Here is a 15211-nt window from a genome sequence, read left to right as displayed (position 1 = left end):
TCGCGTCAATCCACACATAATCACCAATCGATACAACCGGAGCAACTGACCGAGGGACCGGCGGCTGACCACAGGTGGAGTCCGGGTTACCAAGGAACGGGAAAGCGTGGAACTCGCCGCCTGCAGCATTCTGGATCAGATCTCCTGCCACCCATACGCGCCCATTGGTCCCAGCACTGACAATTGTCGTCGAAGAACCAACGGTCGGGACCAGGATCGATCCCGGAGGCTGGGCACCACCGAATGTCACCGACGTGGCTGTTGGGAAGGACCACAACATCCGGGAAGCTCGCTGTCCGAACTCAACGGATCCCATCAGCACCGGTGTCTGGCTCGCGCCCACGAATGTGTCGCTGATCCGGACATCAGCGCTGGCCCCCGTCACCTTAATGACAAGAATATCCGTCGGGGCGATATTGACGAGACGGAGCGTCAGCGGCTGGCCGGTAAGTAACGAACCGGGGATTTGGATGACGTGGCGGGTTGCGCCCGGCATACCCGTCAATACCAGTTCTCCGCCCACAATGGCGTAGGTTCCCGCCGTGCCGTTGTCGTTGCTCTGCGCAAAGTCACTCAGTACGGAGAAATTGTTGTTCGGCCAATCCGCTAGCGGCGATCCCAACGCGGCAACACGGCCGAGGTTTGAGTTGACCGTCGCGCCAGGAAGCACAGAGACACTAGACAGGGGTGTGATGCTGCCACCCGCTTTGACGTTGCCTGGAAGAGGGCTGGTGTCCGCGGCCGCGCGTGTACCCACCGAGATCTGGGAAGTGCCGTTGATGGTGATGGATCCGCCGACCGCCACGATGTCGGCCCCTGCGACGGGGATGATCCCAGAACCTGCGCCCGCGTAGCCCATGTCATAGCGGAGATTTCCGCCAAAGAGAGCGTTGCCGTTTACCGCGAGTTTACCTTCGAGCTCTGCGCCTACCTGGCGCGTAAAGTTGCCGCCCACGTAGACGTTCACGTTCTCATCGACAGGTTGCGGCTGCTCTGGGTTGAGGTTGTGAACGGACCCGACTCCCGAGGTCGGCACACACATCTTCTCGGTTGCCTGCGCGGGAGTGGCTGTGGTGATGGGAAGCATCAGAGCACCTATGGCGACAACCGCTCCCAATAGCCCGGCTACGGGCTTTTGTATTCTCATTGATTCCATCTGTCTTTCCGTCAACCAGAGCCGACTACTGTCATGATGCTTTCGTGGTGGCAGTCATTGTCCAACCGAAGCGCAGCCACGTTGATTCGCGGATTGCCCCCGGGGAGGAATGCCGGATCGGCCTACGGAGCGAACAGCTCTCGATCGTGCCTTGACACACCAATCCGCATCCAGTTTTGCCCGACAGGCCCGACCATCACATCCCACGATTGAAGTGAAAAATCACTGAACGAATTAGACGACTGACCCGGCATTCACCAACGAAAAAGCGGGGGTCGTAGCCGACGTTCTCGGCCACGACCCCCGCTTACTTTTTACTGCGAATCATCGCACGTCCTCAGACTCTCCTGACTGCTCAGCGAGTGACCGACCAGCGACTCCGATTGCGACGACGACGCCCAGCCCCCACCAGCAGGAACCCCGTCAGGAGAAGCAGTGCCCCGAGGGCTGCGATGCTCCACGGATTGCTGGCACCGGTGATGGCCAGCGGCGGGGCCATGGTAGCCACCCGGGCCGATGACGGCGCGGACGATACCGGTGAACCGTCAGGAGCGCTGCCCGTCGCGGTGGCGGTGTTTACCAGATCGTTGCCGGTCAGGTCGCTGTCTACCACGGTGTAGGTAGCGGTGCAGACCAGGGTTTGGCCCGGCAGCAGCACCGTGGGCGTCGTCGGACAGGCCACGCTGCCCAGGGTGCCTCGCCCAGTGAAACTGCCTTCTGCGACGCCCGGACCGGCAACGGATACATTGCCGGTGTTGGTAACCGTGAAGGTGTAGGTGATGATCTGGCCGGCATCGGTCACCTTCGGCACACTGGGAGTCTTCACCAGACTCAGCGCGGGCTTGACCTCACCGGGAAGAATCACGGTGGACGGCTTCGAGGAGATCGAGCCCTCGGCGCGCGGCGGTGTGCCGTGTGCCGTCGCGGTATTCGTGATCCCTCGCTGATCGACATCGGCCTGCGTCACTGTGTAGCTCGTGGTGCAGACCAGCTGCGCACCGGGTGCCAGCGAAGCTGCCCCGGGCGGGCAGACCACTCCAGCCAAGGTCTTTGATCCCGTGAATTGCCCTTCGTCCACGCCCAGGTTGGTCAAGGTCACGTTGCCCGTGTTCGTCACTACGAACGAGTACGTGATCACTTTACCGACCACGAACTGGGTGGCATTCGACAGGTCAGCAGACTTCACCAGGGTCAGCGACGGGTCCATCGGCGCCGTCACAGTGACCGTTGATTCAAGAGATCGGATCGGCACCTCCCCGCGCGGCGCAAACCCGTGAGCGACCGCTGTATTGGAGACCGCAGAGGCGTCGATGTCGGCTTGCGTCACGGGGTAGCTCGTCACGCAAGTCTCGCTGGCCCCCGGTGCGAGAGTGTCTGCTGGGCAGACCGCCTGCGGCAGCGTGCCCTTGCCCGAGAACGCGGTCTCATCGACGCCGATGCCGCTCAGGGTCACGTTACCGGTGTTCGTGACCAGGAAGGAGTAGTTGATCACGTCGCCAGCTTTGCCCACTGTCTCGCGATCCGCCGACTTCTTCACGGTAATCGCCGGAGCAGGAGTGATCGGCACAGACGCCGATGCTATGACCGGCTCGGCCTGAACACCATACGGAGTCAGCCCGGTGGCGGTCGCAGTATTGTCGACGCTGCTGCGATCGACGTCGGCCTGGGTCACCTGATAGGTGGCGGTCGCCGTCGCGGACTGCCCGGGAGCAAGTTCCCCGGCGGCTCCCGGCCAGGTGTAGCTCAGCGTTGAGAGGCCCGGCAGCGGGTCAGTCACGGTGACGTTCATCAGCGAGACCGGCCCATCATTGAGCACGGTGAAGGTGTAGGTGATAGCGTCCCCCGCCTTCGTCACGGTGCCCGCCGCCGCCTTGGTCAGGTGCAGGTGCGGCATGGCCGTGCTGGTCACCGCAGCGCTCGATGACGCCGTGACCGGGTTCCCCGCAGGAGGGTTGCCTGTCACCGTGGCCGTGTTGTCAATCCGCCCACGGTCGAGGTCTGCCTGTGTCACCGTGTAGGTGGCGGTGCCAGTGGCGGTCTGCCCTGGAGCGAGGACTCCGGCGGCGCCCGGCCAGGTCAGTGCAGGAGCGCTCAGACCTGCCAAGGGATCGGTCAGCGCAACGCCGTTCAGCGTCACATCCCCGGTGTTCTTCAGCGCGAAGCTGTAGCTGAGCACCTCACCCACCGCCGCGAACGTCCCCAAGGACACCGACTTCTTCAGGGTGATCGCGGGATTCGTGATCACGGTATCGACATCGGTGGCCGAGCCGGTCAGGGTCTGGTTTGCGTTGGCCGGATCTGGGGCCGTCACGGTGGCACCGTTGGTCAACTGAGCCAGGCTGATCGTGGACGGCACGGTGACTGTCACCGTGCGGCTGATGGATGCATTCGGCGCCAGGTCAGGCAGGGCCCAGGTGACGACCCCGCTGGACGCAGTGCCGCCATCGGACGCGGAAACGAAGGTCAGCTGCGGCGGCAGGGTGTCCACCAGCGTCGTGGCCTTGAGCGTTTCGAAGGCCAGCGGGTTCGTGACGGTGATCGTGTAGGTCAGAGTGTCGCCGGGTTTCGCGGTGCTCACACCGTCCGTCTTCGTGATCCCGATACCCGAGGCTGCAGCCACCGGGGTCACGCTCATCTGCGCATCGTTGTTGCTGAGGTTCGAGTCATACATCCGCCCGGAGACGTGTGCGGGGATGGCCAGCGCCGTTGCAGCGGTCGCCTGGGCCGGGATAGTCAACTGCTGGGAGACGTTCTTCAGCAGCGGATTGTTCGGTACGCAGGTCAGAGTCGCTGGACCGATTGCCGTGCCGTAGACCGGGGCGTTGCTGCCGTCCACCGCAGTGCAGACCCACCCGGCCGGAGTGAAGGAGGTTACCTGGAGTCCCGAGGGGATGGTGACCTTGACCTCGCCCTGAGTGGACGGCGCACCGCCCAGGTTCGTGACGGTCCACGGAAGCACACCGGGGCGGCCCACCTGTAGCTGCGGGGTGCCTGCGACGATTTGCAGGTCCGCCTCCTCGATCGAGGCACAGACTGGGGCCGGTTCTGAGGCCAGGGAGAGCCCGGTCGCCTTCACGGCGAAGGAGCTGCAGGCGATTGCCCCATTGGACGGGTTCCCGGCCACCGCGGCCGTGTACTGCATCGAGAAGGATTCTCCTGGCGCCAGCGACCCCGCGCGAGCGAGTCGGATGGCGTTCGCTCCGACGACCGTCGGGCCCCAGTCGTTCGTACAGTTCGGGGGTGTGAGCGACGAAACCTCGGGTCGGCACGGTTGCGTGACCGCTGAATAGGTCGCGACAGCGAGATTAGTTGGAGCGGTCACCGACTGCAGGGTCTCGCGGAACGTCGATCCTCTCGGAGTGCTTGCCGTGGGGTCACTCGTTCCAGTGTCGCCGACGTAGGGCAGCACGTCGTAGCCGACGACATCGGAGAGGGTCTTGTTGCCGGTGTTCGTGACCGTGAGGCGGTACTTGATGGCCGTCGTGTTCGGGGCCACCCCCACCTTGTTGCTCGAATCCGCATACCAGCGACATCCATCAGCTTGAGTCGCGTCAGGGAAGCAGATCTCCGTCAGCACCTGCATGGCGGCGACAGCGCCGACCGGAACGCTACCGGAGGGGGCCGTCTCGCTGAACCTGGTCGTCGCCGGGTTGCCGTCGATGTCCGGGGTATCGGTGAACTCGTTGCTGAACTGGTCACCGGCCTGGGGTGCCGCGGTGTTCGTGATGAACCCACGCGGCGTGCCTGCCGTTCCCGCGGCGACCCCCGGTCCCGGCCGCGTGATCACCGACAGGAACGGCAGTCCCGAGTTCTTCCCGAAGAACGTCCCGGCCGGCCAGGTCGCGACCACGACCTGCCGCACGACGCCGCTCACGGTCACTGTGCGGTACTGGAACTGCACGCCGGGCGGCACGGCGCCTGCCGGGAACGATGCGGAGCCGGGAGTGATGTTCCACCCGGCCGGCGCCATGAACACGTACTCCGGGGTGATGTCACGTGTGAGCGGCACCTGCTGAGTTCCGCCGCCCAGCGTGAACGTCACATCCGTCGTCGGGGTCGCCTGGGTTGCACCGCCCGCGACCTGCGTCGGGCCGAAGGCAGCGCCGACCACCGGACTCGGCCCCACCAGATGCACCGTGGCCGTGGCACCCGTCGTGAGGTTCGGCACACTGAAACTGGAGTAGTCAAGAGATCCCGTGAACGAGTTCTTGTGCAGCGTATCGGGGGTGGCGGTCGGGCCCAGCAAACCGCTCGCGCTCAGGACGAAGCTGTTCCAGCCGCCGTCACCCGGCACCGTCGAACCGCCCGTGATCGGCGTGACCGTGGTCGCCGTGACCGTGGCGAACCGCCGCCCGGTGGGCGCGCTGATCTGCTGCACGTTCGACGCGGTCCCAGCCGTGCCGTCGTCCAGGGTGTACTGCCAGTTCGCATTGATTCCACCACAGCAGCCGCCGCCCTGGGACCAGGTCAGCGCGGTGATCGACGTGATCGGGAGGTCCGGGTCGTTCAGGCCGTTATCGGTGACGGACGCGATCGCGGGAGCGTTGCCCTCGTTGTAGACCCAGGCGTTCCACCAGAACGCCCGGTTCGCGGTCGGGATCGTGAGGTCAACCGCGCCTGACGGGCCGGTTGTTCCTCCGACCGCGCTGCCAGCGCCGTCCGACATGTACGCGCCCTTCGCTGCGTCGATCTTCCCGAACGGCGCGATCAGCGTGACGGCACCCGAGGTCGGCCCGAGCACCGTATCCGGGAACTGCGGGTTGTCGGGCCACGACATGGTCGCTGAGGCCCTGTTGATACGACGGAAGGTCGGGTTCGTCGCATCCGGGGTCACCTTGTACCGGTAAGCGACCGTGAACGTGGTCCGATAGTGCTCGTCCGGGATGGTGTTCGGCGGAGCAAGTCGGGGCGACGTCACCGTCGACGTCACGAACCGGAACCCCGCGGGTGCATTCGCCGTGGTGGTGGACGTACCTGACTGGGTCGTCGTGCCATCCGTCGCCGTCCACACGATCGTCGAACCGCTGGGCGCCGCGATCTGATATACCGGTAGGTCGGGGAGATCCAGGGTGTTATCCATCACCGTCGCCACACCCCAAATGTTCGCCGTGTTCGCGACGGTGACCTGCCACTGCTTCAGGTTCGCGCCGGAGGTCGGAATCACCACCGTGGCATCCGCTGTGGTGGGACGCCAGGCCCCGTCATAGGTGGACTGCTTCGGGTCCATCTCCGCGCGCGGGAACGGGTCCGAACACTTCAGCGGGAACGGGCCCGCGGGTGCAAAGCTGGCCGATTTCTGGGTTGCTGTCGTCCCCGGCAAAGTGATGTAGGTTGTGTCCACCGTCCCGGACGGCCCCATGAACGAGGTCGTGAAGTTGCAGGACTGCCCTGCGGGAGCGACGTTGGCCCGCGGGAACTTGAAGTTGACCCACGGCGCGTAACCAGCCCACCCATAGAAGGAGGTCCCCGCGCTGTTCCAGGTCAGGATGAGGCCTGTCGACGGGTCGCCCGTGACGATCGGATTGCCCTCAGCAGCGACGAACACCGCCCCCTTCGGCAGCTGGTTCGTCACCGTGAACGCCGTCGAGCACTGGTAGTCATAGGTGACGTTGTCGCCATCGCTCTTACAGCCGGTGGCCATGTGCACCCGGTAGGAGATGTTCGTGTCGGTGGTGAAGTAGCCCGAACCTGGGGTGGCCAGGTCGGTACCAGCGATCATCGGATTCGGAAGCGGAATGTGCCACGTCACCGGCTGCGTCGTCGCGTCGTGCACCACCGACGCGGTCGAGGCCGCCGCATGCACCGTCTGCGCGATCTGGAATCCGTCCGGGAAGATCGCGTACGTCCAGGCGTTCGGATCGAAGGAGTTGTTGGGTCCCTGCCATCCGTACTCCAGCGTGAACTGGCCGGACTGACCCGCGAGCAGGTTGCCCAGGTTCACGGTCCAGCCGGCTCCGTCCGAGCCGGACAGCGAGGCAGCGACGCCCACCGGCGGTGTGAAGCCCGTCTTGAACAGCAGCCTGGTGTTGTAGCTCGGATCCAGCTGTGTCGGATCGAATTTCACCGTCGCGCCATCGCAGTTCGCGCTCACACAGGAGAAGTCGACCGCATAAGCGATCCGCCGTGGAGCCTGCGATGACGTCACGGAACTGATCGGGGTGCCCGTCGCGGCGTCCACAGCCACGACGTTCACGGTGACCTGCGCACTACCCGCGGCAGAGACCGGTGCGGCAATCCCCAGGACCAGGGAGATTACCGTCAATGGCACCGTAATCAGGACGGCCAGCTGCCGCCATCGCTCGCCCCCAACGAGTGCCAACCTTTGATGCGGACGTCCATGCCGCGGCGTGTATTCCATTGAAGTCTCTCCCAAGGGCGTGCACCAGGCACCACATAATGTGCCAGTCCCCCTCAGGCTACGAGTCGATGAATCGAAAAGTATCACTCACTTCGAGTGAAAGACAGAGATGCTGGGGTGAAAGCGGTTTGTGAACAACTCTGCTGAAGATCAGCGGTTCCTCAGCGCACCATTGCCGCCGGCAACGCTTCGTCTTAGCGTTGATCCATCGGCCAACCGACAATCGTCACCGGCCATTGCCAACGTCAGGAGATCCTGGAATGCGCAAACACCTCCTTGCAGTATCGATGGTGGTGGTCGCCGCCGTGGCGGTCACGCTCGCCGGGGCGAGTACCGCCAGCGCTGCGCCCGCTCCCTCACCGATTCCGAATTCCACGCCGGGCTGACTGGCCCACGGCAAGAACCTCGGCCCGACCGCCTCAAACGCCCCTGTGTCTGCACGCGTCTACCTGGCTCCCAACGGTGGCCTGGATGCCCTGAAGGCCGCAGCAACAGCAGCCTCCAACAGCCATCAGTACCTCACCCCGGCGCAGTATCACGCACAGTTTGATCCGAGCGCCGCCACGGTCAGTGCTGTGGCAAGCTGGCTGAATGCAGCGGGTCTGAGCATCAGTGAGGATGCGAACCACCGCTATCTGGACGTGACCGGCTCGGTCGGTGCGGCCAACAAGGCTTTCGGCGTCACCCTCTCGAACTTCAGCCATGACGGGCTCAGCGTCCAGGCGCCCACCGGGCCGGCGAGTCTGCCCGCGTCCATGTCCGCGTCCGTCATCGCGGTCTCCGGTCTGGACACCACCATCTCCATCGTGGAACCGCGAACGCAGAAGCCCGCCCCGCCCAGCGACGGCTACCGCAACTCGGCGGTCTGTTCGCATTGGTATGGAGACGCGAACCCAACGACGCTTCCGACACCGGATGGCACGGTCCTGCCGCAGTTCAAGGGTGCGACGCTCCCCTACTCCCCGTGTGGATACACCGGGCCGCAATTGCGTAATGCCTACGAGGCGGGCGCGGCTGCTGGACTCAGTGGACGCGGTGTGACCGTGGCGATCACCGATGCTTATGCCTCCCCCACGGTGGAAGCGGATGCCAACCGCTATGCGATCGATACCGGGGATCAACCCTTCGCGCCCGGCCAGTTCAGCCAGAATCTGCCCCATGCCTTCACCCAGGTGAACAGCAACAAGTCACCGAAGCAGTGCGGTGCCAACGGCTGGTATGGCGAAGAGACGCTCGATGTCGAGGCGGTGCACGCCATGGCGCCGGCCGCCAACATCCGCTATTACGCGGGGGCGAGCTGCCAGGACGCCGATCTGCTGGACACCTTCAGCCGGATCAATGACGAGGGTGTTGCAACGATCGTGACGAACTCCTGGGGTGGCGTGGGCGACGTGGTGAAGCCAGCCCTGCTGCAGGCTTACGAAGCAGCGTTCCTGCAGGGTGGCGTGGAAGGCATCAGCTACGTCTTCTCCACGGGCGATGCCGGCGACGAGGCTCCGGCTGTCGGCTCACCGCAGACCGACTACCCGGCCTCTGACCCGTATGTGACCGGTGTCGGTGGTACCTCCACCGCCATCACGCCAGCCGGCATCGTGGGTGAAACTGGCTGGCAGACCACCAAGTACACGGTCAAGAACGGTGCCTGGACTGCTGTTGCACCGTTCCAGTACGGCGGTGGCGGCGGTTACTCGTCCAATATCGCGGAGCCGGATTACCAGATTGCCGCGGGCATCCACAGCCCGAACGGCGGCCGTGCGCTGCCCGATGTCTCCATGGATGCGGACCCGACCACCGGCATGCTGATCGGCCAGACGCAGAACTTCACTGGGACCGCCGCCTACGACACGTTCCGGATCGGTGGCACCAGTCTTGCGTCACCGGTGTTCGCGGGCATGACGGCGCTGAAGATTCAGGCCAGCGGCCACGGGCTGGGGTTGCTGAACCCTGGGATCTACGCCAACCACACGGGATTCCACGATGTGACGGGGGCGGGCATCGATGCCGGAGCGATCCGGGTCGACTTCGCCAACGGGCTAGACGCCACGGGCGGCTACTTGTACTCGGTACGGTCCTTCAACACGGCGAACGCCACGCTGAAGGTCGGCACTGGGTGGGACAGTGAGACCGGCTGGGGCAGCGCCCGGGCTGGCTGGCGGGTCGCGGCACCGTAGAGCACGTCCATCGTGTCAGTGAAAGGGGCCCGGTTCGCTGTGAACCGGGCCCCCTTTCGTGCGCTGCTTCAACGTCAGCGCGGGGAATCGAACCGCCTCTCAGCCCCAGCCGAGCAGTCGCAGGCCCGCTGCGGCAGCTGCGCCAACCAGGACGACGACCAGGAACGGAGCCCTCAGCACCAGAGCGACCGCAGCTGCCACCAGAGCACCGATCCGCGCATCGAAGGTCAGGGCGTGACCGCTCGCTACGGCGTTCACCGCAGTGAGCGCGGCCAGCAGGCCAATGGTCACCGTGCCGGCGATCCGGGTCATCCGCTCGTTCCGCAGCCAGCGCTGGGGCACCAGGTAGCCCAGCAGCTTCGTCACGTAGGCAGCGCCACAGGCCGCCACCACCCAGAACCAGAGGCTCATCCGGCACCCCCTGCCGGGCCGTCATCGTGCCTGTCCCGGGGAGCGCGCCGGGGGTAAGGGTCAACATCCGGTTCCAGCCCTTCCATGGTCAGCGGGCGGCTCGCCTCCGCGCGCGCATGGCTGACCCAGCCGAGCACCGCGGCGGCCAGCGCCGCCACGAGAATCGGCACTCCCGGCGGAAGAGCCGGAACCGTCAGCACGGTCACCAGCGCGCATGCCACCGCGATGGCGACCGGTTCGCGCCCCTTCAATCGGGGCCAGAGAAGCGCCAGGAAGGCGGCGACGGCCGCGCCATCGAGCCCCCACTGGCGCGGATCGCCAAGTGCATTGCCGGCCAGTGCTCCCAGAGCCGTGCAGGCATTCCAGAGAACGAACACGCCAAGCCCGGCTGCCCAGAATCCCCGCTGTTGTTCGAGGTCACTACTCTGACCGGTGGCTGTAGCGGTGGATTCGTCGATGGTGAGCTGCGCGGCCACCAGTTTCCGCCATCCCCGCGGAGCCAGGAGCGCGTTGAGCTGCATTCCATAGACCCCGTTGCGGATGCCCAGCAGCATAGCCGCGGCCGCAGCGGCAGCGCCGGAACCGCCGCCCGCCACCACGCCGATGAATGCGAACTGCGAGCCTCCCGTGAACATCAACAGGCTCAGCGTCATGGTCTGGAGAACGCTCAGGCCGGAGGTGACGCCCAGTGCACCGAAGGAGATCCCATACAGCCCCGAGGCGACGGCGATCGAGAGGCCCACCCGGACCGCAGGCGAGCGGCGCAGCGGCTGGGGTTGCTGCTGAGAGGTCACGACGCGCCCTTCCCTCATGAAGACCCAATGCTGCATGCCTGTACCGTCCACCCTACCGAAGTGCCTGGCCAACGTAGGGTAGCCCGGCCTTGCTACGATCGGCATATGGAGTCCAGGGTTCCGCTCGGTGCGGACACGCTCTACCTTATGCATCTGCTGCCGACGATCAGTGCTGAAAGCGCCCCACCGGCGGTGCTGCTCTTCCCACGCCGGATGGGCGGGACCGCTCGCATCCTGAGTGCCACAGTCCTTGCCTTTGCGACCGTCGTCTGCCTGGGAGCAATCGCGCTGCCGTGGACCGAAGAGACACCCGGCTGGTGGTTCGGCGCCCTGTTGACCATCATTCTGTTGCTGCTCCCCGCGGGTTTCTGGGCCGGGTATGCCTCGGCTGTCCGGGATGGGCGGTGGGAAGGCGCTGCGCAGCAGCAGTGGTGGGAGGCAGGTGCGGGCGCGGGCTCCCGGGCCTACCGGGGAACCGTGACCGTCCGTCAGGTGAACCTCAGGGAGGATGGCGGCGTCTCTTCGTTCACGCTCACCGTCGCCGGTGCTACCTCCGCTGGCCCTGAGGTGAGTCTCGCATCGTTCGATGCCGACTGGCACCGGCCCGCAGGTCAGGCGGCGGATTTGTTGCAGCCTCAGGTCCCGGGCGTAGGTGCCCTGTGACGCAGAATATCCGCCAGGCCACAGCGTTCGATGCCGCCCGGCTGGCCGAGCTGGCCGCCATCACCTTCCCGCTCGCCTGCCCGCCGGGTTCTGCTGCCGAGGACATCGCCGCACATCTGCACGCGGTATTGAGTGTGGAGAAGTTCACGGAATGTCTGGCGGATCCGGACATCGTCATTCTGGTCATCGATGCCGCGGGCGAACTGCGCGGTTACAGCCTCCTGGTCAACCGGCCCGCTGCGGATCCACAGGTTGCCGCAGCGTTGACCAAGCTCCCGTCGGTGGAGCTGAGCAAATGCTACGTCCACCCGGACCACCATGGGCTGGGTGCGGCATCGGGCCTCATGAAAGCCAGCCTGAGCTGGGCAGCAGAATCCGGCGCGGCTGCCGTGTGGCTGGGCGTCAACAGCGAGAATGCCCGGGCGATTCGTTTCTACCAAAAGAGCGGCTTCCAGAAAGTCGGGACCAAGACCTTTCGCCTGGGCAGTTCCGTGGAGCACGACTTCGTGATGGAACAGGCGCTTCTGCCGGGCATCGACTCGACCTCTTAGCTCTGTGCTTCAGCTCGACGCGAGGCACTGCCCGGTCAGCGCTCCTTCCGCGCCATTCTGGAGAGGTGAACGCCAAGCGCCACGCCAGCACCGATTCCAATGCAGACGGCAGCGGCCGTGCCGAACTGCTCAAGACCTGACCCGCCACCCATCTCCTGGAGAATCCCGAAGAACACCGGGATACCGGGCAGCAGGGCGCCAGTGATGCCCATCAGGGCGAGGGCCTGAGCGGGATAGCCGGTGCGCACCACCAGTACGGCGCTCAGCAGCCCGAGCACGATGGCGGAGAGCGAACTGGCCCAGACGGGCGGCAGGCCGACGAGGTGCAAGAGCGCCTGGTTCACCGCGGCCGTGATGAGCCCCAGCACGATGGCGGGGCGGACGAGCGACAGCCTGCCTCCGTTGGCGAAAGCGTTGGCTGCTGCGCCCAGGGCCGAGAACACCAGGACGAGGTACCAGGGCAGGCTGGGCAGGGCGTCGAGCTTGGGGTGTGCCATGCCCAGCACCTGGCCCAGGGTGAAGGTCAGCGCACCACCGATGCCGATGCCGCCCGCAGCGACCACGACGCTCGCAATCCGGGTCAGTGAGGAGAGGTAGTCGGCATCGATGGCGTCGGTGACCGCGCCGATGAGTTGCGGGAGAGGGAGCAGAAGGAGCCAGTTGACGGCGATGGCGGCCGCTGCACCGACGGGGTCGACGAAGCCGAGTTGCACCAGCACGGTGGCGAAAGCTCCGGCTGCCGAGGCCTGGAGGGCGATCGCGAATACCTTCGGCAGTTTCAGAGGGCTGATCGCGAGTCCCATGGCGGAGGTGACTGCCTGTGCCAGTGCTGCGGATACCCAGGCCTGCCAGCTGACGCCGATCTGCATGCTGATGAAGAACGCGAGGAGCACCAGCCCCAGGGCCACCACCCACCACGGGGTGACCGTGTCGCGGAGCCTTTGCACCGCAAGGGTCGCCGAGGCCAGGCGGTTTCCGGTGTCTGTCTGCTGGGAGTGTTCTCCCGCTACCGCCTGGTAGGCGACGCGGTTCAGTTCCCGTGACCGGGTGCAGTCGATGGCGTCGAGAGAGCGGGCGGCTCCGGAGATCGAGACGGTGCCGCCATCGGCCGTTGCTGCTTCCAGCAGGAGCATTCGGCCGAAGGAGTTGAGCACCAGGTTCTGCAGACCGAGTTTGTGCCCGTAGTTCCTGAGGGAGCGCTCCGTCTGCCCGGTCGTCTCACCCGATTCGAGGAGGCCGTGGCCGAGCGTCGAGAGGAACTCGAGCCGGGCTCGGACGTCGGCTGCTGGGAGGGCTTCCTGCTGCCCGGCGGGCTCACCATGCCGGGGCCTGTCCTGGCCAGAGTGTGCGGCTGACTGCATGGGTTGATCCTAAAGCGTGTGGTGTGGTTGAAACCCGCTCCTTAGATAGACTAAACGGAAGACTATCCCCAATGCTGGAGATGCACTCGTGACCCTCAACGTCAACTCAGACGTTTCCCAGACCGGCTCTCAGAAAAGCGGCTCCAAACCCCTGGGGATCATCCTGCTCGTCATCGGACTCTTCTGTCTCGTGACGTCGTTCGATCTGGTGAACCGCAATCAAGATCTCCACACGCCGGGCCCCGGGCTTCTGCCGACCACATCGCTCATGATGAGCGCCTGGCGTCCCGCCTTCGGTATCTTCCTGGCGCTAGCTATCTTCGCCCTGATTGCTGGCTGGATCACACTGCGAGGTCTTCCACGGATGACGCTCATTTTCACACTTCCCGCGCTACTGGCGATCCCCGGAATGCTGATCCCATCCGCCGATGCGGGCCGGATCGCCGTCCTCATTCTCGGAATCATCCTTCCCGCTGCCGTCATCGGCGTCATAGAGTTGTCCAGAAGCCTGGCCTGCTCCCACAGCCCGGCCAGGCGCTTCCCCCGATGAGCGGTACCAACGGCCTCGCTATTGCCTCGCTGGTTGTCGTCTTTTTCAGCAGCGTCATCGGCCTCATCATGGGCTATGTCGCACTGAACCAGATCAGGCAGACCGGCCAGGACGGCCACGGCCTCGCACTCGCCGCCGTCATCATCGGCTGGATCGCCACCGTCCTCGGGTTGGTGATCATCCTGCTTGTGGTCGTGGGCATGTTCCTGATGATTCCGCACCGCTAAGGCTGTGCGACGCTCCCCAAGCTGCATCAGCGCGGTGACGGAACCAGCGAGGCGAAGCCAAAGCCATGTCCATCGCCCGGCGGTTCGAGGTGAGCCGGATGGCGGTGTGGGAGAAGACACGGTAACTCGACTCAACATGGGCGCAGTCACGTACGCCAGAGGTCCTCGCCAAGCCAGCCCGGAGCGACATCCATCCATCCAAGGTCAAGGACCGCGTTCGTCGGGAATGCTCGCAGATGTGCTGCGACGCGTAACGCCCAATCACCGCCTGGATCGATCGTGGACAGGAGATAAGCCATCACAGCGAGCGCGTTGCAGGAACCGAACTGTTTCGGAGGGTCGGACTCGCTGAGGTGGGCCAGGAGTCGCACCTGGCCCGACTTCGGTCGTTTCGGTGCTGTGACGAGCTTGCGGTTGAAGAGCCGTGCGTGGTGGGCTGCGATGTTTCTGACGTAGTTGATCGTCGCGATCCAACTCTCCATCAGTCGCTTCGTCGGTACATCGAAAGTCGTGGCAATCTCGGTCGCGAGGTCGTTTCGCAGACCGGCATACAGACGCGAGAGATGTCCAAGCTCAAGCAGTTCTGTGAGGGCCCAGATGGGCATCTGATCGTCGTACTTCGCCCGGATATGCCCGACGAACGCCTCATCGGGGCTGTCTCGGCGCTCTTGGACACGAGCAAGCCAGCCGTCCAGTCGGCTGGGCAAGGCTAGCCCTGTCCTCGCGTCGCTGTGCGGTTCGGTGAAAGCTGAGACGAACGTGGAGGCGGCTTGGTGAGCGAACGGCCCGACTCGTCCGGCCGTGTGGCCGATCTGGGTGCGCAACGCAATCTCGATCCGCTCAACTCCGTCGAGCACGAGTAGCCGAAGTTCGCGGTCGAAGTTGAGGAGCCGAGCAGCGTCTTCGATCCAGGTACCTCCGCGATACCTGTTCAGGACCCGCGTGCGATGAGCTTGTCGATCTGATCAT

General features: G+C 65.0%; 12 protein-coding genes. 6 read left to right on the top strand and 6 right to left on the bottom strand.

The window, feature by feature from the left end; genetic code table 11:
* Together QQM37_RS13845 and QQM37_RS13840 are read right to left on the bottom strand one after the other, a co-directional pair.
* On the bottom strand, window positions 1–1087 hold a 1087-nt coding region (locus QQM37_RS13845; RefSeq protein WP_285728200.1), incomplete at its 3' end, for a choice-of-anchor A family protein.
* Between the two features lie 424 nt (window positions 1088–1511).
* Window positions 1512–7475: a DUF11 domain-containing protein gene (locus QQM37_RS13840; protein ID WP_285728199.1), complete on the bottom strand. Its 5964-nt coding sequence runs from the start codon at window positions 7473–7475 to the stop codon at window positions 1512–1514.
* A gap of 299 nt (window positions 7476–7774) precedes the next feature.
* Here QQM37_RS13840 and QQM37_RS13835 point away from each other — a divergent pair, with 299 nt between their 5' ends.
* Together QQM37_RS13835 and QQM37_RS13830 are read left to right on the top strand one after the other, a co-directional pair.
* Window positions 7775–7900 carry a hypothetical protein gene (locus QQM37_RS13835; protein WP_285728198.1) on the top strand — a complete coding sequence of 42 codons (126 nt, stop codon included), beginning with the start codon at window positions 7775–7777 and terminating at the stop codon, window positions 7898–7900.
* Window positions 7901–9685, top strand: coding sequence for a S53 family peptidase (locus QQM37_RS13830; protein WP_285728202.1), 1785 nt, complete (start codon window positions 7901–7903; stop codon window positions 9683–9685).
* Window positions 9686–9784: 99 nt separating this feature from the next.
* Here QQM37_RS13830 and QQM37_RS13825 read toward each other — a convergent pair whose 3' ends face one another.
* Window positions 9785–10096, bottom strand: a complete 312-nt coding sequence (locus tag QQM37_RS13825) for an AzlD domain-containing protein (protein WP_285728197.1) — start codon at window positions 10094–10096, stop codon at window positions 9785–9787.
* Complete coding sequence (locus tag QQM37_RS13820) at window positions 10093–10890, bottom strand: AzlC family ABC transporter permease (RefSeq protein ID WP_285728196.1); 798 nt, start codon at window positions 10888–10890, stop codon at window positions 10093–10095. The genes QQM37_RS13825 and QQM37_RS13820 overlap by 4 nt, the downstream gene beginning before the upstream one ends.
* A 105-nt stretch (window positions 10891–10995) precedes the next feature.
* On the opposite strand from QQM37_RS13820, the gene QQM37_RS13815 reads away from it, so the two are divergent.
* Both QQM37_RS13815 and QQM37_RS13810 read left to right on the top strand, forming a co-directional pair.
* Window positions 10996–11553, top strand: a complete 558-nt coding sequence (locus tag QQM37_RS13815; protein WP_285728195.1) for a hypothetical protein — start codon at window positions 10996–10998, stop codon at window positions 11551–11553.
* Complete coding sequence (locus tag QQM37_RS13810; RefSeq protein ID WP_285728194.1) at window positions 11550–12104, top strand: GNAT family N-acetyltransferase; 555 nt, start codon at window positions 11550–11552, stop codon at window positions 12102–12104. Before QQM37_RS13815 ends, QQM37_RS13810 begins: the two co-directional genes overlap by 4 nt.
* 35 nt (window positions 12105–12139) lie before the next feature.
* Here QQM37_RS13810 and QQM37_RS13805 read toward each other — a convergent pair whose 3' ends face one another.
* Window positions 12140–13465, bottom strand: coding sequence for a threonine/serine exporter family protein (locus tag QQM37_RS13805; RefSeq protein WP_285728193.1), 1326 nt, complete (start codon window positions 13463–13465; stop codon window positions 12140–12142).
* Between the two features lie 88 nt (window positions 13466–13553).
* On the opposite strand from QQM37_RS13805, the gene QQM37_RS13800 reads away from it, so the two are divergent.
* Together QQM37_RS13800 and QQM37_RS13795 are read left to right on the top strand one after the other, a co-directional pair.
* Entirely contained in the window at window positions 13554–14015 is a 462-nt protein-coding gene (locus QQM37_RS13800) for a hypothetical protein (protein WP_285728192.1), read from the top strand.
* On the top strand, window positions 14012–14242 hold the full coding sequence (locus tag QQM37_RS13795; RefSeq protein WP_285728191.1) for a DUF4190 domain-containing protein: 231 nt from the start codon (window positions 14012–14014) through the stop codon (window positions 14240–14242). Before QQM37_RS13800 ends, QQM37_RS13795 begins: the two co-directional genes overlap by 4 nt.
* Before the next feature lie 146 nt (window positions 14243–14388).
* Here QQM37_RS13795 and QQM37_RS13790 read toward each other — a convergent pair whose 3' ends face one another.
* Complete coding sequence (locus QQM37_RS13790; RefSeq protein ID WP_285728201.1) at window positions 14389–15150, bottom strand: Abi family protein; 762 nt, start codon at window positions 15148–15150, stop codon at window positions 14389–14391.
* Between the last annotated feature and the right edge of the window lie 61 nt (window positions 15151–15211).

Source organism: Psychromicrobium xiongbiense (assembly GCF_030271165.1).
GTDB classification, from domain to species: domain Bacteria; phylum Actinomycetota; class Actinomycetes; order Actinomycetales; family Micrococcaceae; genus Renibacterium; species Renibacterium xiongbiense.
This window is presented reverse-complemented; position numbering and strand designations above follow the sequence as displayed.

Excerpts from the sequence above, each read along its gene's own strand:
- QQM37_RS13835 (WP_285728198.1), top strand. The coding sequence starts at position 7,775 with ATGCGCAAACACCTCCTTGCAGTATCGATGGTGGTGGTCGCCGCCGTG.
- QQM37_RS13825 (WP_285728197.1), bottom strand. The coding sequence starts at position 10,096 with ATGAGCCTCTGGTTCTGGGTGGTGGCGGCCTGTGGCGCTGCCTACGTG.
- QQM37_RS13815 (WP_285728195.1), top strand. The coding sequence starts at position 10,996 with ATGGAGTCCAGGGTTCCGCTCGGTGCGGACACGCTCTACCTTATGCAT.
- QQM37_RS13805 (WP_285728193.1), bottom strand. The coding sequence starts at position 13,465 with ATGCAGTCAGCCGCACACTCTGGCCAGGACAGGCCCCGGCATGGTGAG.
- QQM37_RS13795 (WP_285728191.1), top strand. The coding sequence starts at position 14,012 with ATGAGCGGTACCAACGGCCTCGCTATTGCCTCGCTGGTTGTCGTCTTT.